Origin of the sequence: Acinetobacter brisouioides, assembly GCF_004331075.1 — a bacterium.
Taxonomy (GTDB): Bacteria; Pseudomonadota; Gammaproteobacteria; order Pseudomonadales; family Moraxellaceae; genus Acinetobacter.
In genome coordinates this window covers 34,879-57,453 of sequence record NZ_SJNX01000002.1, presented here as the reverse complement: position 1 = coordinate 57,453, position 22,575 = coordinate 34,879, and the positions used below count along the sequence as shown (strand labels likewise).

24 protein-coding genes and 5 tRNA genes are annotated in these 22,575 nt (G+C 41.0%); 19 read left to right on the top strand and 10 right to left on the bottom strand.

Features of this window, described 5'->3' with window-relative positions:
- Positions 1–41: 41 nt before the first annotated feature.
- Positions 42–911 carry an ATP-binding protein gene (locus E0H77_RS03135; protein ID WP_131374924.1) on the bottom strand — a complete coding sequence of 290 codons (870 nt, stop codon included), beginning with the start codon at positions 909–911 and terminating at the stop codon, positions 42–44.
- 170 nt (positions 912–1,081) lie between these two features.
- Between E0H77_RS03135 and E0H77_RS03130 the strand changes: the two genes are divergently transcribed.
- From E0H77_RS03130 to E0H77_RS03100, 7 genes are all read left to right on the top strand, one after another.
- Entirely contained in the window at positions 1,082–2,584 is a 1,503-nt protein-coding gene (locus E0H77_RS03130; protein WP_131374922.1) for a DUF3336 domain-containing protein, read from the top strand.
- Entirely contained in the window at positions 2,585–3,376 is a 792-nt protein-coding gene (locus E0H77_RS03125) for a protein kinase domain-containing protein (protein WP_131374920.1), read from the top strand.
- Between the two features lie 106 nt (positions 3,377–3,482).
- Positions 3,483–3,567, top strand: a tRNA-Leu gene (locus E0H77_RS03120).
- A gap of 49 nt (positions 3,568–3,616) precedes the next feature.
- Positions 3,617–3,690: transfer RNA gene (locus tag E0H77_RS03115), tRNA-Trp, on the top strand.
- Between the two features lie 19 nt (positions 3,691–3,709).
- Positions 3,710–3,794, top strand: a tRNA-Leu gene (locus tag E0H77_RS03110).
- Between the two features lie 54 nt (positions 3,795–3,848).
- A tRNA-Trp gene (locus E0H77_RS03105) sits at positions 3,849–3,922 on the top strand.
- A gap of 21 nt (positions 3,923–3,943) precedes the next feature.
- Positions 3,944–4,028, top strand: a tRNA-Leu gene (locus E0H77_RS03100).
- Between the two features lie 133 nt (positions 4,029–4,161).
- Here E0H77_RS03100 and E0H77_RS03095 read toward each other — a convergent pair.
- The 8 genes from E0H77_RS03095 to E0H77_RS03060 all read right to left on the bottom strand — a co-directional run bounded on the left by E0H77_RS03095 (position 4,162) and on the right by E0H77_RS03060 (position 11,232).
- Positions 4,162–4,365, bottom strand: a complete 204-nt coding sequence (locus tag E0H77_RS03095; protein WP_004751698.1) for a hypothetical protein — start codon at positions 4,363–4,365, stop codon at positions 4,162–4,164.
- A 564-nt stretch (positions 4,366–4,929) separates the two neighbouring features.
- Positions 4,930–5,664 (bottom strand): hydroxyacylglutathione hydrolase, encoded by a 735-nt coding sequence (gloB, locus tag E0H77_RS03090; protein WP_131375485.1) that lies wholly within the window; start codon positions 5,662–5,664, stop codon positions 4,930–4,932.
- A 117-nt stretch (positions 5,665–5,781) separates the two neighbouring features.
- A complete protein-coding gene (locus E0H77_RS03085) occupies positions 5,782–6,705 on the bottom strand; it encodes a CysB family HTH-type transcriptional regulator (protein ID WP_131313227.1) in 924 nt (307 codons plus the stop codon).
- 39 nt (positions 6,706–6,744) lie between these two features.
- The gene (locus tag E0H77_RS03080) at positions 6,745–7,800 is read right to left on the bottom strand and encodes a sulfate/molybdate ABC transporter ATP-binding protein (protein ID WP_131374918.1); all 1,056 of its coding nucleotides are present in this window, start codon (positions 7,798–7,800) and stop codon (positions 6,745–6,747) included.
- A 15-nt stretch (positions 7,801–7,815) separates the two neighbouring features.
- The gene (cysW, locus tag E0H77_RS03075) at positions 7,816–8,703 is read right to left on the bottom strand and encodes a sulfate ABC transporter permease subunit CysW (protein ID WP_131374916.1); all 888 of its coding nucleotides are present in this window, start codon (positions 8,701–8,703) and stop codon (positions 7,816–7,818) included.
- Positions 8,700–9,533 (bottom strand): sulfate ABC transporter permease subunit CysT, encoded by an 834-nt coding sequence (gene cysT / locus E0H77_RS03070; RefSeq protein ID WP_131374914.1) that lies wholly within the window; start codon positions 9,531–9,533, stop codon positions 8,700–8,702. Before cysT ends, cysW begins: the two co-directional genes overlap by 4 nt.
- A gap of 64 nt (positions 9,534–9,597) precedes the next feature.
- Positions 9,598–10,191 carry an RBBP9/YdeN family alpha/beta hydrolase gene (locus E0H77_RS03065; protein ID WP_131374912.1) on the bottom strand — a complete coding sequence of 198 codons (594 nt, stop codon included), beginning with the start codon at positions 10,189–10,191 and terminating at the stop codon, positions 9,598–9,600.
- Between the two features lie 27 nt (positions 10,192–10,218).
- The gene (locus E0H77_RS03060) at positions 10,219–11,232 is read right to left on the bottom strand and encodes a sulfate ABC transporter substrate-binding protein (RefSeq protein WP_131374910.1); all 1,014 of its coding nucleotides are present in this window, start codon (positions 11,230–11,232) and stop codon (positions 10,219–10,221) included.
- Between the two features lie 168 nt (positions 11,233–11,400).
- Here E0H77_RS03060 and pabC point away from each other — a divergent pair, with 168 nt between their 5' ends.
- The 7 genes from pabC (at position 11,401) to E0H77_RS03025 (ending at position 17,454) form a co-directional block, all read left to right on the top strand.
- A complete protein-coding gene (gene pabC / locus E0H77_RS03055) occupies positions 11,401–12,219 on the top strand; it encodes an aminodeoxychorismate lyase (protein WP_131374907.1) in 819 nt (272 codons plus the stop codon).
- Between the two features lie 3 nt (positions 12,220–12,222).
- Positions 12,223–13,290 carry an endolytic transglycosylase MltG gene (gene mltG / locus E0H77_RS03050; protein WP_131374905.1) on the top strand — a complete coding sequence of 356 codons (1,068 nt, stop codon included), beginning with the start codon at positions 12,223–12,225 and terminating at the stop codon, positions 13,288–13,290.
- Positions 13,290–13,895 carry a dTMP kinase gene (tmk, locus tag E0H77_RS03045; RefSeq protein ID WP_131374903.1) on the top strand — a complete coding sequence of 202 codons (606 nt, stop codon included), beginning with the start codon at positions 13,290–13,292 and terminating at the stop codon, positions 13,893–13,895. The genes mltG and tmk overlap by 1 nt, the downstream gene beginning before the upstream one ends.
- A 304-nt stretch (positions 13,896–14,199) precedes the next feature.
- Positions 14,200–15,093, top strand: coding sequence for an amino acid ABC transporter substrate-binding protein (locus E0H77_RS03040; protein ID WP_131374901.1), 894 nt, complete (start codon positions 14,200–14,202; stop codon positions 15,091–15,093).
- A 78-nt stretch (positions 15,094–15,171) separates the two neighbouring features.
- The gene (locus tag E0H77_RS03035) at positions 15,172–16,014 is read left to right on the top strand and encodes an amino acid ABC transporter permease (protein ID WP_131374899.1); all 843 of its coding nucleotides are present in this window, start codon (positions 15,172–15,174) and stop codon (positions 16,012–16,014) included.
- A 1-nt stretch (position 16,015) separates the two neighbouring features.
- Positions 16,016–16,693, top strand: coding sequence for an amino acid ABC transporter permease (locus E0H77_RS03030; protein ID WP_131374897.1), 678 nt, complete (start codon positions 16,016–16,018; stop codon positions 16,691–16,693).
- 17 nt (positions 16,694–16,710) lie between these two features.
- A complete protein-coding gene (locus E0H77_RS03025) occupies positions 16,711–17,454 on the top strand; it encodes an amino acid ABC transporter ATP-binding protein (RefSeq protein WP_131374895.1) in 744 nt (247 codons plus the stop codon).
- Positions 17,455–17,522: 68 nt separating this feature from the next.
- Here E0H77_RS03025 and E0H77_RS03020 read toward each other — a convergent pair whose 3' ends face one another.
- Positions 17,523–18,113, bottom strand: a complete 591-nt coding sequence (locus E0H77_RS03020; protein WP_131374893.1) for a uracil-DNA glycosylase family protein — start codon at positions 18,111–18,113, stop codon at positions 17,523–17,525.
- 80 nt (positions 18,114–18,193) lie between these two features.
- Between E0H77_RS03020 and E0H77_RS03015 the strand changes: the two genes are divergently transcribed.
- The 5 genes from E0H77_RS03015 to rnc all read left to right on the top strand — a co-directional run bounded on the left by E0H77_RS03015 (position 18,194) and on the right by rnc (position 22,573).
- Complete coding sequence (locus E0H77_RS03015; RefSeq protein WP_131374891.1) at positions 18,194–18,649, top strand: acyl-CoA thioesterase; 456 nt, start codon at positions 18,194–18,196, stop codon at positions 18,647–18,649.
- 148 nt (positions 18,650–18,797) lie between these two features.
- On the top strand, positions 18,798–20,618 hold the full coding sequence (gene lepA / locus E0H77_RS03010) for a translation elongation factor 4 (RefSeq protein WP_131374889.1): 1,821 nt from the start codon (positions 18,798–18,800) through the stop codon (positions 20,616–20,618).
- Positions 20,619–20,637: 19 nt separating this feature from the next.
- Positions 20,638–21,501, top strand: a complete 864-nt coding sequence (gene lepB / locus E0H77_RS03005) for a signal peptidase I (protein ID WP_131374887.1) — start codon at positions 20,638–20,640, stop codon at positions 21,499–21,501.
- 21 nt (positions 21,502–21,522) lie between these two features.
- A complete protein-coding gene (locus E0H77_RS03000; RefSeq protein WP_131374885.1) occupies positions 21,523–21,900 on the top strand; it encodes a DUF4845 domain-containing protein in 378 nt (125 codons plus the stop codon).
- A complete protein-coding gene (gene rnc, locus E0H77_RS02995; RefSeq protein ID WP_131313209.1) occupies positions 21,872–22,573 on the top strand; it encodes a ribonuclease III in 702 nt (233 codons plus the stop codon). The genes E0H77_RS03000 and rnc overlap by 29 nt, the downstream gene beginning before the upstream one ends.
- The last annotated feature ends 2 nt before the right edge of the window (positions 22,574–22,575 follow it).

Genomic DNA, 22,575 nt, shown 5'->3' with positions numbered 1-22,575 from the left:
ATTGGCTCGGTATAACCAAGCCAATCATATAACAGATTAAATCATTGGTTGAGTAGATTTGAACCAATCCAGTGTTTAGAAAACTGATACGCAGCACGACCAGAACGCTGCCCACGACCTTGTGACCAGCGCAGGGCTTCAGCACGCGCTTCTTCTGTAAATTCAATATTGGCTTTTTTCAGATAATGCTCAACCACTTCCAGATACAGCGCCTGATCCATTGGGTAAAATGACAGCCATAAGCCAAAACGGTCAGAGAGTGAAATCTTTTCCTCAATCGCTTCTTGCGGATGTAATTCGGTGTACTGAGGCACATCAACTTTTGTGACGGGCGTATTCTCATGCATGAATTCAGGCAGTAAATGACGACGGTTACTGGTCGCATATATAATAAAATTGTTATTGCCCGATTGTAATGAACCATCAAGCACACTTTTTAAGCTACGGTAGTTTTCATCTTCAGCATTAAAGGCGAGGTCATCACAATACACAATAAATTTTTCAGGGCGGCCTTTGATGAGTTTTTCAATTTCAGGTAAATCTGACAGGTCATCACGTTCAATTTCAATCAGACGTAAGCCCTGATCTGCATACTCAGTCAGTAAGGCACGCACAATCGATGATTTCCCTGTACCGCGTGCGCCTGTGAGTAACACATCATTGGCAGGTAAGCCTTTGAGAAACTGCAAAGTGTTTTGTACAACTTTTTGTTTTTGACGTTCAATGCCTTTTAAGTCTTCCAGATACATTTTTTTAGGTTGAGCAATCGGTTTAAGCTGCTGCTTTTGCCATTTGTAGGCTGGTGCAGAAAAATCGACTTCAGTTTTTACTTCAGGGAGGGCTTGTTGTAACTGTTGTAATACGTAGCCGATACGTTCGAGAAATTCTTGGGGTAAATCGATATGTGCCATAATTTAGGTCTAGTTTGCTGGTTTTTTGTAGGTTTAAGCATAAGACAAAAAATAGTATATTTCACGCACTCCACAAATTAATCGAATTTGCAATTGATCTTGCTACGCCAGTTAAGTTAAGTTGAGAAAAATGGGCGGAAATCGTGAAGGTCAAACAATTGGGAAATATGATGACAAATCTACTTACCAGTAATTCCTATAACTCACACAAAGCCGATCGTATTAAAAAATTACAGAAGCAGCTGAGTTCTGCTGAAAGTTACATCGAATGGAAAGAGATCGCCCTACAGCTTGATGAAGCTTCTGGTAGTCAGGAGTGGAAATTTGAAAATGCATCGCCTTATTTTGATGCAGAAGTAATTTCTCATCGTTTGGTGTTACTCCGCAAATACCGTCAGCAAAACCGTATTAAAGACCTGATTTATATTTTAAGAGAAGGTTTAACTTATGATATTGCCAATATTTGTCATCCAATGCTGTTTGTTGAGTGTTATATCGGCACCAAAAAAATTATTGAAGACTATGTCGATGAAGTCAGTCAGTCATTAGAACATGTTGCTTCAGCACCAACTGAAATACTCAGTCATGCTGAAAAAATCGAGTTTTTTAAAAATTGCGAAACTGCCTATGGTCAGCCTGCATTAATGTTTTCAGGTGGAGCATCTTTGGGCTTGTTTCACACAGGCGTATGTAAAGTGCTTCGCGAACAGGATTTGTTGCCACGTGTTCTTTCTGGTTCAAGTGCTGGGGCAATTATGGCAGCCATGCTGGGCACATCATTGCCTGAACAGATTGATCAAGTATTAACAGGTGAGCATTTCTTTAGTGATGCTTTTCATTTTCGTTCTATGTCATCCTTGTTTAAAGATAAAGGTGGCTTTGCCGATGTACGCTATCTGAAAAAATTCCTGATGGAAAATCTAGGTGATTTAACGTTTGATGAAGCCTATCAGCGTTCGGGTTTAAATATTAACATTGCGATTGCGCCATATGACTCTTCACAAAGCCCGCGCATTTTGAATCGATTTACCTCACCTGACTTACTAGTCTGGAGCGCGGTGTTGGCGTCCTGTGCTGTGCCAATTTTATTTCCACCTGTGCATTTGACGGCTAAACGCTACGATGGTGAACATACGCCATTTATGTCAAATACCTTTTGGGTCGATGGCAGTATGCGTAGTGATTTTCCACAAGAGAAAATGGTGCGCTTATATAATGTTAATTACACTATTGCCTGTCAGGTAAATCCGCATATTGTGCCATTTATGCAGAGTGATGAATCTCGTTATCGTAAGGACTTGCTGAGCTGGCCAGAACGAATTTTACGCCGTCAGGGCAAGGTTCTAGCAAAAGGCATGATGGACTTTACCCGTGAACGGATTGGGGCAGTGCCACAGGTACGTCGTTTGCTGGATTATGGCTATGGCATTATTGACCAGCGTTATTATGGCGATGTAAATATTTTTGCCCATTATAATTTCAAGCATTATTGGTATATGTTGCAAAATCCAAAACCGCATTTATTTGCCCAGTTGCAAAAAGAAGGGGAGAAAGCAACATGGCCGAAGATCTCTACCATTGAAATGCATGCGCGTATTGGTAAAACGATTGAACACGCCTTACATGCAATTATGCGTGCTGAGCAACAGACAAAAGTCATTATACCTGCATAAATGTTTGACTTTGAAAGCTTGTACTCAGTTTGTGATAAAATACCTAGGCAAAGTCAGACATTTGGGCGTCATATTTACCTGCTTGAACAAGCAGGGCAGCATTACTGGTTAAAGCTACAATTGCCACATGGGCATACACAGTTTCAACAGGGCTTTGCCAGTGAAGTTGAGTGTTATCGTCAGTGGCAAAACCTGCAACCCAGTTTTCTTTTGCCTTATCAATATGCTGCCGAGTTAAATCTGCCTGAACTGCCACAAACTGCGCAGGGGTTATTATTGCCCCATGTGCCAGAGGCATTTTCTACATTAGGTCAACTTACACATATAGACGTTATAAAACGTATTCGTATGGCACTTGAGCAGCTTGATGAGTTGCATATGCTAGGGTACGTACATGGGGATATTAAAGCTGCTCATTTTCGTTATGCTGCCCAGCAGATATTTTTAATTGACTTTGAACAAACCCGACCCATCCACGGGTCTAACTCTGTATTAAATGCAACGCCACGGTATATGGCACCTGAACTGTTTCATGCACAAGCCAAAACCATTCAGACCGACTTGTATGCTTTGGGTATTGTACTCTATGAATGGCTGACACAAACCCGTTTGAGTTCAAAAAGTTATCTGGATTGGGCAGTTTTTCATTGTCAGTCTGCTGAATTTAATTTGCCCGAGTCTTGGTCTGTTTTACAACCGTGTTTAGAGGGGCTGCTAACACGTGATTTTAAGCATAGGTTTGAGAGTGCAAAACAAGCAAGCCTTTGTTTAGAAACAATAAAATTGTATTAAAAATAGCCGTAAACGCATTTTTTGTTTGATATTTAAGCGTTTGGGCTATTTTTTGGGAAAAAAGGCTTGTCATCGTCTAAGCTCATCTATAATATACACATCCATCGGGGGCGTGGCGAAATTGGTAGACGCACTGGATTTAGGTTCCAGCGCCGCAAGGTGTAAGAGTTCGAGTCTCTTCGCCCCCACCATCTAAAACTTTAAGTGGTTTTAGATTGACAATGCGAAAGCAAAGTCTATAGAGGATTGGTGTAATGGTAGCATGACGGTCTCCAAAACCGTTCGTCAAGGTTCGAGTCCTTGATCCTCTGCCAAAATTTGATGTACCCAAATGGGGGCGTGGCGAAATTGGTAGACGCACTGGATTTAGGTTCCAGCGCCGCAAGGTGTAAGAGTTCGAGTCTCTTCGCCCCCACCATATTTAAAAAAGCAAGATATTTCTTGCTTTTTTTGTGCCTGAAAAGGCAGATGTAGAGGATTGATGTAATGGTAGCATGACGGTCTCCAAAACCGTTCGTCAAGGTTCGAGTCCTTGATCCTCTGCCAAAAAAATTGATGTACCCAGATGGGGGCGTGGCGAAATTGGTAGACGCACTGGATTTAGGTTCCAGCGCCGCAAAGTGTAAGAGTTCGAGTCTCTTCGCCCCCACCATATTCAAAGAGGTGAGATAAAATATCTTGCTTTTTTATGCGCATAAAAAAGAGCCCAACGATGAGCCCTTTTTGCGAGAAATCCTTTTCCTCTCTTATATTATTTTAGCCAATCATTGTAGAACGTAAAATAGTTATGCTTTAAGGTGATCTTCAAATTCCTCACCCAATTGCATTGCTAAAGCATTGCCTGATAAATCATACGTCACCAAACCATATTCTTTTTTAAAGCTAAAGGTAAAACCTTTACCATCTGCCAAGTTCTTTACTGAATACCCTAATTTTTCTAACCAAATACGAAAGGCAATCAAATTCTTTGCTTTAACAACTTTTTTCATGGCTAAATCCTCAAAACAAAAACAACAAACAATTTTAATTATTTATAAGGCTGTCTTCAGCTTTTTTAAAGGGGAGATTTATAAATTATTTTGACGATCTGCAAAAAAAGATCCGAGTTGCTAAAATAAAGAACGATTTGAGTGCAAATGTGTGAGTTTTTTTAATATTTTTGCAACTGATATTTTTAATCAATACTAAAAATATCAGTGCGTTACATTTTGTTGGTTGGTTTTTTAGTCGCATGATTTTGACTAAAATTCGGCATGTAAATTATGTAAAAATTTATTACATTAATCAGAGTTAAATATTAAATGTGTAGGCATCATTGGATATGCAGCAATGCCAGTTGCATGTTTGAGGTCAAGATTTCAATACATGAAAAAATGATGGTAGTTAGCTGAGTTGGTAATGAGCATCCTCAAAATAGATTTTGAGGATGCAAGTGGATCTGAAAGTTCATTCAGACATACCAGTCAAAAAAGTAAGACTCGATTATCATGATTTTTTTATTTTCAATATGTTGAGTAAAAACTTTCAGCAAACTTCGGTTGCATTAAACTGATTTAAAAATTGTCTTTGAGTTCTCGTAAGCGCTGAAAATCTTCAGCAGAAGATACCCTTAGGAATGGATTGGTGGCAAGTTCCTGCTCTATGCTGCTTGGTAACGTAATCTTGTCTAAATAGCGTAAATGCTCTACATGATCAGCACGTTGCTGCAAGGCAACATTGTCTGGTTCTACGCTGAGCGCAAATTTGGCATTGGCAAGTGTATATTCGTGAGTGCAGTAGACCTGAGTTTGGGAAGGTAATGCAGCCAGTCGTTGTAACGAATGAAACATTTGCTCGTAACTCCCTTCAAACACACGACCACAGCCCATGGCAAACAAAGTGTCTCCGACAAAGGCGGCATCGAGGTTTTCAATGTAATACACAATATGCCCGAGGGTGTGTCCTGGGACCTCAATAATTTCTACTTCAAGGTCGTGAAATTTCACTTGGCTATGCTGATCGAGGGGAACGCTTAGCATTGGAATTTTACTGAGTTCGGCACGTGGTCCATATACTGGAATCGCATGTGCTGTAAGTAGTGCAGGAACACCACCAATATGATCTTTGTGCCAGTGTGTGAGCCAGATTTGACTTGGTTTAAGTTGCTGCTGTGCGCAGTAATCAAGTACCAGTTGTGCTGAAGTCGGGTCAATAATGACCGCTTCATGCGAAGGTGTATGCTCAATCAGCCAGATATAATTTTTTAAATCATTTTTTACATCAATGACGTGAATTTTGTAGGCTGTCATAGCATGGGTATCCATTTTTATCGTCTCTTGTTTTTATTATACGTGAAGATGAGATGCAAGCCGAACTCCAAAAAAAAGTTGGAGATTCGGCATGTAAAAAATGGAATTTATTAATAATTAATAGTCAGGATAAGCAACTTTTTTGAGTGCTTGAATGTCCGCATCGGGCGAGCATAACGAAATAAATTCATAACCATAACCACGGAGCAAATGCCCTTTGCGAACAGCAATCCATGTGGTGTTTAAACCAAATAGATCGGTTTTAATTTGTTTTAAGCGGTAATCGCGTTCGCTGTCATATGCTACATCGTTAATAATTCCCACGCCCATGCCGAGTTCTACATAGGTTTTGATGACATCAGCATCGAGAGCTGACATAACGATATCAACATCGACCTGAGCAGCATCAAACGCTTGGTCAATTTTAGAACGTCCTGTAAAACCGCCATGATAAGTAATCACAGGATACTGAGCGACATCTTGTAGTGTGATTTCTTTAAGCTGAGTCAAAGGATGGTCAAATGGTGTAATCAGGCTGTGCTGCCAGTTATAGTAAGGCACGCTTGCTAGATTATCTTCAACGATCAGCGATTCGGTTGCAATGCCAATATCCGCTTCGCCTTGTAGCAGCATATTGGCAATTTCCGCAGGGCTGGCTTGTTGTAAAATCAGGTGAACTTTAGGGAAGGCCTGCTTAAACAAATTCACAATCGGCGGTAGTACATAACGTGCCTGCGTGTGTGTGGTAGCAATGGTCAACGTACCTTCATCGACTTTGTTAAAGTCATCGGCAAGGCGTTTAATATTGTCTGCATCAATCAGCATGCGTTCTACAATACCCAGTAAAGACTGACCTGGTTCAGTTAGCCCAAGCAAGCGTTTACCTTTACGAATAAAAAGTTGTACGCCAAGCTCGTCTTCTAAGTCCTTAATGTGTTTACTGACACCTGACTGGGAGGTGTACAGTGCTGCAGAGGCTTCCGTCAAGTTAAAATCTTGACGTACCGTTTCGCGAATAATGCGTAATTGTTGAAAATTCATAATTGCTAACCACTAAAAAATCTTAAATTGGGCAAATTGTTATGCCGCATGATGTTCAAATAAATGTAAATGATTGATTTTCACCCAAACAGATTGATTGGGTTGAAAGTTTTGTAGCTTCGCTTGCTCTGCCGTTAATACTGCTTCAATAATCTTGCCTTGTCGATCTTGTAACTCAAGAAAAACTTTACCTGCAACCCAAACTTCACGTACAAAAGTTGCTTGAATGGCATTGTCTATAGGTTGTTGATAGACACTCAGTTCGTGTGGACGAGCAAAGGCAATCAGTGAGCCTTGAGGATGGTGCGAAGCTAAATGTAACCGATCTTCACCCAGAATGAGAGTACCTTGCTGATGTTCACCTTCAAAACGGTTGGCATGTCCCAAGAAATCAAACACAAACGGTGTTGCAGGTTTTTCATAAACTTCGCGTGGTGAGCCAATTTGTTCGATATTACCTTTATTCATGACCACGATTTGATCTGCCACTTCCAAGGCTTCTTCCTGATCATGGGTCACAAAAATCGAAGTAATGTGTAGTTCATCATGCAAATGGCGTAACCAGCGGCGCAGCTCTTTACGTACTTTAGCATCGAGCGCACCAAAAGGTTCATCGAGCAGTAACACTCGTGGTTCAACAGCCAGTGCGCGTGCTAAAGCAATGCGCTGACGCTGACCGCCTGAAAGCTGTGCAGGATAGCGGTCTGCTAAAAAGCCAAGTTGTACCAAGTCGAGCAGAGCATTAACGCGTTGTTTAATCTCGCTTTCCGATGGACGTGTGGCACGTGGACGTACACGTAAACCAAAAGCAACATTGTCAAACACGCTCATATGACGAAACAGGGCATAGTGCTGAAATACAAAACCGACTTGACGCTCACGTACATGGGTATTTGTGGCATCTTGCCCCTCTAAAATGACCTGACCCGAGTCGGCGCTTTCTAACCCTGCAATAATCCGTAATAAGGTGGTTTTCCCGCAACCTGATGGGCCAAGCAGAGCAACCAATTGACCTTCAGGAAAGTCGAGGCTGATATTGTTTAGCGCATGAAATGCACCAAAGTTTTTTTCAATATTTTTAACTTGAATACTCATGAGGGCACTCCAAAATTAATTCGATTTGTTTAACTGGGCATTGAGTTCTTCTTGACGTACTTCCACCCATGTTTTAATAATCAGGGTAATAATCGCAAGAAATGCCAGTAACGATGCCACGGCAAAGGCTGCGCTATAGCTGTATTCGTTGTAGAGAATTTCGACATGCAGCGGCAGGGTATTAGTTTCACCACGAATATGTCCTGACACCACAGACACCGCACCAAACTCACCCATTGCCCGTGCATTACACAGAATCACACCATAGAGCAAACCCCATTTAATATTCGGCAGGGTAATTTTCCAGAATGTCTGCCATCCCGATGCGCCGAGTAAAATCGCGGCTTCTTCCTCTTCATTGCCTTGTGCTTGCATCAGCGGAATTAATTCACGGGCAACAAAGGGTACAGTAATAAATACCGTGGCTAAAATAATGGCAGGAACAGCATATAAAATCTTGATGTCATGCTCTTGTAGCCATTCACCCGCCCAACCTTGTGTTCCAAAAATCAGCACCAGCATCAGACCTGCAATCACAGGAGATACTGAAAATGGCATATCAATAATGGTGGTTAAAATAATTTTGCCTTTAAACTGGAACTTGGCTACTGTCCAAGCCGCAGCGACACCAAACACCACATTAATCGGTACAGCAACTACGGCAGTGAGTAAAGTTAGCTTTGCCGCAGACAAAGTATCTGGATCAATCAAAGCTTGCAGGTAAACATTAACCCCTTGGTGAAATGCTTCTACAAACACCAAGATCAGCGGTAAAATCAGTAAACCTAAAAAGCTGATCAGGGCAATGCTCAGTAACAGGTAACGTACCCATTTTGGTTCACGCGTTGCATCACGTTTTTGCAGTTGTATTGCATAGTTTTGGCTATTGCTTAACGTACTCATGAAGTCACTCTCCCTGTACGACGTGTTGCCCATGCTTGTAAAATATTAATCAGGAATAAAATCGCGAAGGAAATCAGAAGCATGATGACAGCAATCGTGGTGGCTGCCGCATAATCGTATTCTTCTAAGCGAGAGATGATCATGAGTGGCGCAATTTCGGTTTTAAATGGTTGGTTCCCTGCGATAAAAATAACAGAGCCGTATTCACCTACACCACGTGCAAATGCCAAAGCAAAACCTGTAAAGATGGCAGGGAGAACGATGGGAAAAATCACATGGCGAATGGTTTGCCAGCGGTTTGCACCAAGTGCTGAAGCCGCTTCTTCAAGTTCGGTTTCCAGATCACTCAGTACAGGCTGAACTGTACGCACCACAAAAGGTAAACCAATAAATACCAGCGCAAGGGTAATGCCAAGCGGGGTGTAGGCAACTTTAATTCCTAACGGTTCTAAATATTGACCGATCCAACCTGTAGATGCATATAAAGAGGTTAGGGCAATCCCTGCAACCGCAGTTGGTAACGCAAAAGGTAAATCAATTAAAGCATCGACCACGCGTTTGCCAAAAAATTGATAACGAACCAAACACCACGCCAGCAATAAGCCAAAAAATACATTGATCAATGCTGCGGCAAGTGCGGTGGTAAAACTCAGTTGCAACGCCTTTAAAATACGTGCAGAGCTGATAATCTCCCAAAAACCACTCCAGCCAATGCCTAAAGATTTAATAAATATGGCAGATAATGGCACGAGTACAATAATTGATAGATACAGTAGGGTAAAACCCAAAGAGAGTCCAAAACCGGGGAGCACCCGTTTACCTTGTAACATGGAATACCTCAATGGTGATGATGGATCACCACAAACAAACTCAGATCAGACATAAATTGCGGAATTAATGCGGTAAAGCCTTACTCAAACAGGGCATTCGCGAACAGGGAGAGAAATAAGGCTGCTCAATAAATGGCAGAATTTGTGGAAAAGCGCCAAAACCCGATGCCACATTGATATGTCCGACCTGACCCATATTGAGATACGGAAATTTCCATACCTCTGCCAGATGCAGTGCATCATCAAATGCCAGCCAAGGGTCATTTTCACTAATCAGCATCAGGCTTGAGATTTCAAGTTGAAGCTGTTCAAAATAGTTGAGGTAAGTGTTTTGTCCCGGTTGGGCAAAACCTGTTTCACTAAACCGTGCAGGGTTAGCAGGTGCAACTAAAATCAGATTGTTGATTTTTTCCTGTAATTCAGGGTGCTGTGCTAAGGCAGCCAAACTGGTCAGGCAACCGAAACTATGTGCAATGACTTGAATCGGTTCATGGATGCTGTCTACATGTGCCACCCATTGTTCAACCCATTGTTGCAAAATCGGTTGTTGCCAGTTTTGTTGCACACGGGAGCTGTTTGGCAACTGGCGTTGTAGCCAAGACTGCCAGTGCTGTTCGTCACTTCCACCGACACCCGGTACGATTAAATGATGAATCATGCGCTTACTCCCGTGTTGCTGAACAGATTATTTCTTGGCGTTGTTGCTTTGAACGATTTGGTCAAATACCCCGCCATTTTCAAAGTGTTCTTTCTGAACTTTTTTCCAGCCGCCAAATTCACGATCAATCGTCACCAGTTTGAGTGGCTTAAAGACAGTGCTGTATTTTTTCAGCACCGCTGGGTCGCGTGGACGGTAGAAATTACGTGCAATAATGTTTTGCCCCGCAGGTGAGTAAAGGAAGTTCAGATAACCTTTTGCTAAAGAAAGGTTGCCTTTTTTCTGTGCATTTTTTTCAACAATGGCGACAGGTGGTTCAGTCAAAATTGACAATGAGGGTGTGATAATTTCAAATTTACCCGGTTGCTCACGTACTGCTAAATGTGCTTCATTTTCCCAAGCCAACAGCACATCACCAATCCCGCGTTCAGCAAATGTTGTGGTTGCACCACGCGCACCCGAATCTAACACTTTGGTGTGCTGATAAATTTTGGCAACAAACTCACGTGCGGTTTTGTCGTTGCCACCTGGTTGATGTTTTGCCCAAGCCCAAGCTGAAAGGTAGTTCCAGCGTGCGCCACCTGAAGTTTTTGGGTTTGGCGTAATAATATCGACGCCTGGTTTAACGAGGTCATTCCAGTCTTTAATGTGTTTTGGGTTGCCTTTACGAACCAAGAACACAATTGTTGATGTGTATGGTGTTGAGTTTTGCGGTAGTTTCTTTTGCCAGTCTGGTGGTAACAGCTTGGCTTTGTCTGCAATTACGTCGATATCTGCGGCAAGTGCCAAGGTCACGACATCGGCATTTAAGCCATCGATCACAGCACGGGCTTGTTTACCTGAACCGCCATGAGATTGACGGAAATTCACATCTTCGCCAGTATGTTTTTTCCAGTATGTACCAAACTGCTTGTTAATATCGACATACAATTCGCGTGTTGGGTCATAAGAAACGTTTAGAAAGTCTTTTGCAGCAAAGCTCATAGATGAAAATGACAGTAGCGCTGCGAGTAATCCGACTTTTAATTGATTTCGTTGCATTTTCTTTTCCTTCATATTGGGTGCATCTTTCATGAAAAGAAGCATACGATGAGATTAAAATCTAAAAAAATAATAAAAATAGAATTTGATATGAAGAAAAGAGAAATAGAATTTAGATAGAAGTTTTTAAACTAAGCTACAAAATCAATTGCCTAGCGGATAAACCCCATGCAATGCTTTAAAAATGCACTGGCACAGCCACAAATTTCCTTGCTAGACCGAGCTTTTCATTATGGGGATGGCTGCTTTACCACGGCAAAAATTTTGCAAAATAAAATTCAATTGTGGGACAGACATTTACAGCGTTTACAAGAGTGCTGCCAGCGTATGGGATTGCAAGTCGATTTATCGTTGATTGATCAGACTTTGAAGCAGTTAAGATGTATAGAAACTGAGCTGAATGGCACACTGAAAATCATCATCAGCCGTGGAGAAGGGCAGCGTGGCTACGCTTTGCCCGATCATCCTGCCGATGTATATGTATTTTATTATCCACTAACCAAGGTGGCAGATTGTGGTTTTAGCTATGTATCACAAGTTGGTGTGCTGGATCAGCGTATCGGTTTAACCATGCCGCAGCTTTGTGGTCTAAAAACCCTAAACCGTTTAGAACAGGTACTTTTAAAGAAAGAAGCGGTCGAAAAACAACTTGATGAAGCACTGGTTTTAGATATTCAGGGGCGAATTGTTGAAGGAATCAGCAGCAATTGTTTTATTCTGATGAATAATCAGTGGGTGACGCCTGATCTTGAGTATAATGGCGTGCATGGTGTAATGCGGGCAGAAATTTTGCAACGTATGCAACATGCAGGAATTGAATGCCATGCCATTGAGCTATTTCAAGCTGATTTGCATCGTGTTGAAGCATTATTTTTTTGTAATGCCTTGCATCCTATGCAGATAGCCCAGCATTTAATGAACACCAATTTAAGCACATCTCATGCAATTCAGTTGTTTAAAGACCTTCAACTTGATCAAATCCAATAAGCTATGGCAAATCTGAAATCTAAAAAATCAAGAAAAAAGCAAACGCCTTTTTTCAAAACAACAAAATTTATTGCGGCATGCGTTGTGACAGCATGTGTCATTATGTTGTTGGTATTTTCATCAAGTCTTTGGCGTGCCTACCCTGTTCAGGGTGAGAAGCAATTTGTTTCGATCAATGCGGGAGATAATTACTCGCGCTTGATTGATCGACTTGCCAGACAGCATAAAGTTCATTTCCCGTGGGTACTCAAAATTTATCAAAAACTGATGATTCATGACACGCTCAAAGCAGGGGTGTATGAAGTCAAACGTGGCATGAGTGTGCGTCAGGTTTTAAGCATGATGTCCAATGCTGACAATGCGCAAATGAGCCGTATTTTGGTAATTGACGGTACAACCTTTCAGCAGTTGATTGATAAATTACGCAAAGATCCATTGATTGAAAAAACAGTGGTTAATTTGCCACAAGATCAAATGGTTCAGGCACTTGGCATTCCATATTCCAATCTTGAAGGGCTGTTTGCACCAAATACCTATTTTTATAACAAGGGTGAAACGGACAAGAAAATTTTGCTGGATTTGTATCAGCATCAAATGGAAAACTTAGATGCTGCATGGGCAAATCGCGATCCGAATTTACCATATAAAAATAAATATGAAGCCTTGACCATGGCATCCATTATTGAAAAAGAAACCAGCCTGAACAGCGAGTTAAATCAAGTCGCAGGTGTGTTTATCCGCCGTTTGCAACAAGGAATGCGTTTGCAAACCGACCCAACAGTGATTTATGGAATGGGTGATAAATACACAGGTAAACTCACCAAAGACGATTTACGTACGCCAACCGCATACAACACCTATACCATGGCAGGCTTGCCGCCAAGCCCGATTGCACTTCCGAGCAAAAAAGCCATTGAAGCAGCCATGCATCCCGACCATTCTGATAATGTCTATTTTGTCGCAACAGGCAATGGCGGGCATAAATTTAGTGCAACTCTGGCAGAGCATAACCAAGCAGTACAGCAATATCTGACAGTTTTAAGAGAAAAGAAAAGTGGAGCAACGCCATAATGTTTATTAGTTTTGAAGGTACAGAAGGCGTTGGTAAAAGCACCCTGATTCAAAAAATACATGCGCATTTTGAACAGCTTGGACGAGAAGTGGTGCTGACTCGTGAACCAGGTGGAACACCACTTGCTGAAAGAATTCGGGACTTATTACTTGCTGTAAATCATGATGAGAGAATGTGCCCTGACACTGAGTTACTGCTGATTTATGCAGCACGCAGCCAGCATTTGAGTCAAGTGATTTTGCCTGCATTAACTCAAGGTAAAATTGTCTTGAGTGATCGTTTTTGCGATGCCAGTTTTGCGTATCAGGTCATGGGGCGTGGGCTAGATGCGGCTAAACTTGAACTGTTAAACCAGAACTTTGTGAGTTCAATGCCAAACATCACCTTTTGGTTAGATGCTCCGATTGAGTTAGGTATGTCACGTGCGCGTGCACGTGGTGAGCTTGACCGCTTTGAACAAGAAAAACTGGAGTTTTTTACGCGTGTGCGTGAAGGCTATCAGATTTTGCATCGGAAAAATCCAGAACGTATGATTCGTTTAGATGCAACACAATCGGCTCAACATGTCTTTGAGCAAGCAATGCAGGCTTTATCTGCAATCTAAATCAACTCTTTCAAATAGGGTATAGGTGAAATACTTGTACCCTATAGCTTGTGTCTAAAATTAAATGATTATTTAAAATAAGAAAAAGTTCTTAATATATAAAATATTAGACTAAAGTCTGATATGGCAACATTTTAATTCACTCTGTGCACCAAATTGGGTATAAAAATACGATTAGTAATTTGAATTAAAATATTACTAAATGATTGGCTTGATATTTGCTTGGGATAAGCAGGTATTTAGCCAAGTCCTAGGATCAGGATAAAAAATAGCTAAAACAAACAATTAATCACAGGAGTGAATAATGAAACGTTCTTCAAAAGCAGTGCTTACCTCAACTTTAATGCTTTGTATGATGGGGGGTGCAAGTCAAGTTCAAGCCGCAGATACTTTAGCTAAAATTAAAGCTACAGGGAAAATCGTCATTGGCCATCGTGAATCCTCAGATCCGATTTCTTATGTAGTGGCTGGTAAACCTGTGGGTTATGCCATCGATATTTGCAACAACGTTGCCAATGAAATTAAAAAAGAACTCAAAATGCCAAACCTTAAGGTGGAATATAAGGCAGTCACATCTTCAACCCGAATTCCTGAGTTACTGGCAGGAAATATTGATATGGAGTGTGGTACAACCACCAACTCTTTACAACGTCAGCAACAGGTTAGTTTTTCAACCAACTACTACGCAACAGAAGTTCGCATGGCAGTTAAAGCAGGTTCAAATATTAAACGGATTGGAGACCTGAGTGGTAAAGCGATTGTGACCACACAAGGCACAACGTCTGATAAATACATTAAAATGAATGAGAAAGGGCAGGCTGTCAGCGTACAAAATGTTTATGGTAAAGACCATGCTGACTCTTTTGCAATGCTTGCATCAGGTCGTGCTGCAGCATTTGTAATGGATGACAATATTCTAGCAGGTTTGATTGCTAAGTCTTCAAATCCTAAATCATTTGCCATTGTAGGCCCTGTTTTGTCTTCTGAACCATACGGTATTATGTTGCCAAAAGGTGATGCAAAATTTAAAGCAGTGACTGACCATGTCGTCATGGGCATGTGGAAATCAGGTCAGATGGATAAGCTGTATAAAAAATGGTTCCAGTCACCAATTCCGCCTAAAAATGTCAATTTAAATATGGCATCAAGTACATCACTCAAAAAATTAAAAGCTCGTCCGACTGATGCTGGAATTTAAACCGCAATAATAGGATGCACTGGTCACGATGCTAGGGAGAGCGGAGTGACCAGGTTATAGTTTTTATAAGGGGAATGTATGTCTCTTGGCTCATTAAATTGGACAACTTTTTGTTCAGCATCAAATGAATATGGTGTAAACAAAGCGCAATGGGCTGAAACAATCTGCCAACATATTGGTGGCACAAGCTATTCGCAATTTGCTGAAGCGCCAACGTGGCTACAAATGCTTGGCAATGGCGTAATGACTATGCTGTGGACAGCCTTACTTTCATTTGTGATTGCATTTTTTTTAGGTTCATTACTTGGTGTTATAAGAACACTACCCAATAAACCGCTTGCCGCGATTGGGAATCTATACGTTGAAATTTTTCGTAATATCCCATTAATTGTTCAGCTTTTTTTCTGGGCATTTGTATTTCCCGAATTTTTACCTCAAAGCTTAAGTGCTGGTAGTGGTGAAATGGTTGCAGGTGGCTGGTGGAAAAACTTACTTAACTATAACCCTGCCAGTATTGGGGTCATGGCTTTAGGTTTATACACTGCGGCGCGTGTCTCTGAACAAATTCGTGCAGGGATTCTTACTGTGCCACGTGGGCAAAAATTTGCAGCATCTGCACTAGGTTTTACTACAGCTCAAAGCTATCGCTATGTGATTTTACCTGTGGCATATCGTATTGTGTGGCCAACGATTACTTCTGAGTCCATGAATATTTTTAAGAACTCAGCTGTTCTATACGCTTTAAGCGTGCTGAATTTCTTTGCCTATACCAAAACCATGCGTGAAGAAACGTCTCAGGACATTGTGATTCTGGTTTTATCAACACCTGTTTATCTCATTATTACTTATACCATTAAAGCATTTATGGCATGGATTGAGAAACGTATGTCAGTACCAGGCTTAGGTTCAGGGGGTAAGTAAGATGGATTTTAGCTTATTACAACATGCTGATGTTACGCAGGCTTTGCTCAAAGGTTTTGGTTTTACGCTAATGGTTACATTGCTGGCGATGGTTGGCGGTATCATGATTGGTACACCACTGGCCATGATGCGCCTGTCCAATAATGGACTGGCGCGCAATTTTTCTAAATTATATGTTGACTGCTTTCGCGGTATTCCCCTGATTCAGGTGATTTTCATATTTTATTTTTTATTACCTAAAGTTTTTGATTTTCAGTCAGATACTTATTATGGGCCACTATTTGCCAGCGTCATTACTTTTGCTGTCTTTGAAGCTGCCTTTTTTTCGGAAATTGTGCGTTCAGGAATTCAGTCAGTCTCTAAAGGTCAAGTATTTGCAGGTTATGCGCTCGGCTTTACTTATGGGCAGTCCATGCGTTATGTGGTGCTACCACAAGCGTTTCGCAACATGATTCCTGTACTGCTCACGCAAACCATTGTCTTGTTCCAAGACGTGTCACTGGTTTATGTGATTAGCGCACCTGATTTACTGGGAAATGCCGACACACTTGCCAACACTTATGGATCAGAAACCAAAGCGACTTTTTATTTGGTTGTGGCAGTAGTGTATTTCTGTACATCATTCTTTTTATCTAAACTCGTCAAACGCTTACAAGAAAAAATCGCCATTATTCGCTAATTTTAGGAGATCGCAAAATGCCTATGATCGACATTCAACATATCTCTAAATGGTATGGTGATTTCCAGGTTTTAATGGACTGTACAACCACAATTAAAAAAGGGGATGTGGTGGTAGTCTGTGGCCCTTCAGGTTCAGGAAAATCAACCTTAATTAAAACGGTGAATGCGCTTGAGCCATTTCAGAAGGGCGACATTATTGTAGATGGAGTTTCACTCAAAGACCCAAAAACTAACCTTGCCAAATTCCGTTCACGCGTCGGTATGGTATTTCAGCACTTTGAATTATTTCCGCATATGACTGTGCTTGAAAATTTAACTATTGCCCAAGTCAAAGTGCTCAAGCGAAATATGACTGATGCGCGTGCCAAAGCGACTCAATACCTTGAACGTGTGGGGTTGTTGGCACATAAAGATAAATTTCCGGGGCAGCTTTCAGGTGGTCAGCAGCAGCGTGTGGCGATTGCCCGTGGTTTGTGCATGGATCCGATTTGTATGTTGTTCGATGAACCAACTTCGGCACTTGACCCTGAAATGGTAGGTGAAGTACTTGATGTAATGGTACAGCTTGCCAATGAAGGCATGACCATGATGTGTGTCACTCATGAAATGGGTTTTGCGAAAAAAGTATCCAATCGTCTGATTTTTATGGATCAAGGTCAGATTCTGGAAGACTGTGCAACTTCTGAGTTTTTTGGGAATTTGCATGTACGTCATGAACGCGCCAAACAGTTCCTAGAAAAAATTCAAGCCGTTCACTAAGTCTATTCACTGAAGTGAAATGACCACAATATGCGCCTGTATATTGTGGTTTTTTATGGTTATAGCATTTAAAGCAAACTAATATTTTTAAAGAAATCCGCATAAATTTCTGCTTTTTTCTCTAAAGCTAAAGGATATGCCCGCGAGCTGGAAGGAAGCCGATATAAGTTGAGTGAACGGTCAAGGAAATCCACTTGGCTTGGTGCAGTAAACTGCGGTTTAGGCGTATCTTTTGGGAAATTGGTCATGAGTGTATCTGTGGCTTTGTCACCTGTGGTCATAATGCTATGACATGCAGGAATTTTGTTAAGTAAAGCTGACAAGTCTGTTGCCTGAACCACCTGTAAAAATTGATCTGAGGCATTGCCTTTCAGTCGAATCACCTCACAAGCTGCATCAAAAATGGCAATGCCTTTTTCAGTCAGAAACTCTTCAATTTGCTGTTGAAAAAACTTTTTATTATTCAGGTCTAAAAAATGGTTTTTATCATTAAAAAAGCAGATTCCCATAATCCGCCACATGTCGTTTTGAAAATTGGGATAATAAAATCGCATTTTCCATTTATTTTGAGGTGGTGGAAAACTGCCCAGCATCAGTAATCGAGCATTTGAGGGTAGGAAAGGATGCAAAGGATGGGTTTCGGTCATAGATTCAGACATGATTTTGTTCAATTCTTGCAGAAGCTGTAAACAGTGTAGCAAAATACTCACTTTGATGATTGCATGATGTTGCTAGGGACATGACGACTTTTTTTGATTTGGAAATACAGGTTCAGCCTGAACATATTGACCTACTTGGACATGTCAATAACGTAGTGTATGTGAGCTGGATGCAGGATGTTGCGCATGCACATATTCAGGCACTAGGTGTTGGGCTTGAGCAATATCTGCAAATGAAACATGCTATGGTTGCAGTTGAACATCAAATGCAATACCGTAAAGCCGCTATGGTTGGGGATCAACTCATTTTAAGAACATGGTTCTCAGATTTAAATGCAATGTATTCATTTCGCGAATATGCTTTTTTTAGAGTCAAAGACCAATCGCTGATTTTTTTAGCCAAAACCAAGTGGACATGTATTGAAATTGCTACGGGTCGTCCAAAACGCATGTCACCAACATTTTTAAATGCCTATCAGCCTTTAGATTCGCAAATTAACCCATATGATTTTTCAGATAAAACAGAAGCTTCTTAATTTTTCATCGAATCATCTCTAGTGGCTTAAATAATGGATACTTTAAAATATCCATCTGCTATAATCCTCGCAATTTCGTTAACGGTTTGTGCTGTGTACAACATGCGTTTTAGCGTACATAGCGATTTTTAATTTCTTAAGGTAGCCCATGGCGCAAGCTAAAAAATCTGTTGATATCAAAAACATACGTAATTTTTCTATTATTGCGCATATCGACCACGGTAAGTCCACGCTGGCAGACCGTTTCATTCAAATGTGCGGTGGTTTGCAAGAGCGTGAAATGCAAGCTCAGGTTTTAGACTCTATGGAGCTTGAACGTGAACGTGGGATTACCATTAAAGCAGCTTCAGTAACACTGTACTATACCCATCCAAACGGTCAGGAATATCAGCTTAACTTTATTGATACGCCAGGACATGTAGACTTTTCTTATGAAGTTTCACGTTCTTTGGCTGCGTGTGAAGGTGCTTTGCTGGTTGTAGATGCAGCACAAGGTGTTGAAGCACAATCCGTTGCAAACTGTTATACTGCGATTGAGCAAGGTCTGGAAGTTTTACCGATCCTGAACAAAATTGACTTGCCACAGGCTGAGCCTGAGCGTGTCATTCACGAGATTGAAGAAATTATTGGAATTGAAGCCACACATGCGCCAACTTGCTCAGCAAAAACAGGTGTAGGTGTCGATCAGGTTTTAGAAACCTTGGTGGATATTATTCCAGCACCAGTAGGTGATCGTAATGCACCTTTACAGGCATTAATTGTCGATTCTTGGTTTGATAATTATTTAGGTGTAGTGTCGTTGGTACGGATTAAAGAAGGACGTATCCGTAAAGGCGATAAGATGCTCATTAAATCAACAGGGCAAACCCATATCGTGACGTCTGTGGGTATTTTTAACCCGAAACATACTGAAACAGATATGCTTGAAGCAGGTGAAGTGGGCTTCGTGATTGCAGGGATTAAAGACATTTTTGGTGCGCCAGTGGGTGATACCATTACTTTGTCTTCTACGCCTGAAGTGGCTTCATTGCCAGGTTTCAAGAAAGTTAAACCACAGGTATATGCAGGGTTATTCCCAATTGATTCAAGTGACTTTGAACCATTCCGCGAAGCACTACAAAAGCTTCAAATTAATGATTCTGCATTATTTTTTGAACCTGAAAGTTCAGATGCACTGGGTTTTGGTTTCCGCTGTGGCTTCTTGGGTATGCTACATATGGAAATCGTACAAGAACGTTTAGAGCGTGAGTACGATTTAGACCTGATTACTTCTGCACCAACTGTTATTTATGAAGCAGTGACCAAAGCAGGCGAAACAATTTATATCGATAGTCCATCGAAAATGCCCGATGGCTCAGTGGTTGAAGACCTGCGTGAACCGATTGCTGAATGTCATATTCTGGTGCCACAAGAGTATTTGGGTAATGTGATGACCCTGTGTATTGAGCGTCGTGGTGTTCAAAAAGATATGAAGTTTTTGGGTAACCAAGTTTCAGTGACTTTTGAGATTCCAATGGCGGAAGTGGTCATGGATTTCTTTGACCGTTTGAAGTCTTGCTCACGCGGTTTCGCATCTTTGGACTATAACTTTGTGCGCTTTGAAAGTGCCAGTTTGGTAAAAGTCGACGTCTTGATCAATGGTGATAAAGTCGATGCTTTGGCAATGATCTGTCACCGCAATGACGCACGTTACCGTGGTAATGCCTTAGTTGAAAAGATGAAAGACCTGATTCCACGTCAAATGTTTGATGTTGCCATTCAGGCAGCAATTGGTGCTCAGATTATTGCGCGTTCGACTGTGAAGGCAATGCGTAAGAATGTGTTGGCAAAATGTTATGGCGGTGACGTATCCCGTAAGAAGAAATTGCTTGCGAAACAAAAAGAAGGTAAAAAACGTATGAAGCAAGTGGGCAATGTTGAAATCCCACAAGAAGCCTTCTTAGCCGTTTTACAAGTCGATAAAAAGTAAGTGTCTTTAGGAAAAGTCCATGGATTTTGATTTTAATTTGATCCTCGTTCCCGTTACGTTGATTTTGTTTTTTGTTTGGTTACTCGACAAAGTAAAATTGAAGCAGAGAGTGAATAAAGGAAGAGGCAATGAACATTTCATTGTTACATGGGCTTATGATTTTTGGCCAGTATTGGCAGTTGTGTTAATTTTACGTTCATTTTTATATGAGCCATTTAATATTCCCTCAGATTCTATGGTGCCAACCTTGGAAACGGGTGATTTTATTTTGGTGAATAAATTTGATTATGGTATTCGACTGCCTTTAATCAACAAAAAAGTCATAAGTGTCGGTGAGCCACAGCGCGGCGATGTAATTGTTTTTCGTTATCCATTGCAACCCAATATTAGTTATATCAAGCGCGTAGTGGGTTTGCCAGGTGATCACGTGGCCTATCATGATGGTAAACTATTTATCAATAACCAAACTGTTGCAACTACAGTCACGCAGTTTAAACGTGACAAAGACCAGTTATCTTCATTTGAAGCCAAATATACCTATGAAACTTTGGGAACGCACAAGCATTTGGTACGCCATCTTGAAGGACGGGATCCTTTAGTTGAACAATATAACTACGCGATGAGTAGCAATCAGGCGAGCGCGATTCCGTTTGTTGCTAATCTGAATAAAACCTTTGTGCAAAATGATGGTAAGGCTTGGGATGTCACTGTGCCTCAGGGACATTATTTTGCGATGGGCGATAACCGTGATGAAAGTGCCGATAGCCGTTTTTGGGGATTTGTTCCTGAAGAGAACCTAACAGGGCGTGCTTTTTATGTTTGGATGCATAAAGAACCTGGTTTGCATCTTCCAAGTTTTTCCCGAAATGGTAAAATTGACTAAAAATCGACTTGGATAATAAAAATGCACAAATTTCAACGTGGGGCATCCTATAGTACTTTTCTTTTAGTATTAATTATTTTTTCAATAGTGCTAAAAGTTGTAGTGGCGATTTGGCCAGCTTATTGGGATGATCATATTATTGATAAGCAAATTCAATCGGTTCTAGATGATAATCCAGCCCCCCTTAGCTCGGATAAATTTGCATCTACTATGAATGAACGTTTATCAATGAACAATATCAATGATCTTAAGATCGGAGATATTGCCAAAGTATCAAATGATGGTGGACAATTGAATGTGGCGAAGCGCTATGAAGTGCGTCGGCATTTATTATTGAATATTGATATAGTTTTAAGCTTCGAGAAAAATTTTGATCAAAGGACAGCCCAAGCTAAGTGACATTCGCTTAGCTCAACAAATCGGTTACGAGTTTAAGCAGCCCGAGTTATTACAGCTTGCTTTAACTCACCGATCCGTGAGTCATAAATACAACTATGAACGCCTAGAATTTCTAGGCGATTCATTGTTGGGAATGATGATTGCACATTATTTATACCATGCTTATCCGTATGAAAATGAAGGGCGCCTGACGCGGATGCGAGCGACCTTGGTCAGACAGGAAGCTTTAGGAAAAATCGCCAATGATTTGAAACTGAGCCAGTATATGATTATGAGTACAGGCGAGTTAAAGTCAGGTGGTCACCATCGTGAGTCTATTTTAGCTGATACAGTTGAAGCGATTATTGGTGCTATTTATCTCGATTGTGCAGATTTGGAAGTACTGAAAAAAATTGTTCTAAAATGGTATACACCCTATTTCAGTCATATTGAGCCAACGGATCAACTTAAAGATCCTAAATCTCGGTTACAAGAATATTTACAAGCACACAAAAAGCCTTTACCTGTCTATGAAGTGACTGATATTCAGGGTGATGCACCCAATCAGCACTTCAGAGTGGTGTGCAAGGTGGAAGATTTTCCAATCACACAGGGCGAAGGTAACAGTCGACGTTTTGCAGAACAGTCTGCAGCGGCTGAAATTTTAAAATTATTGGAGCAAAAAACAGCATGACG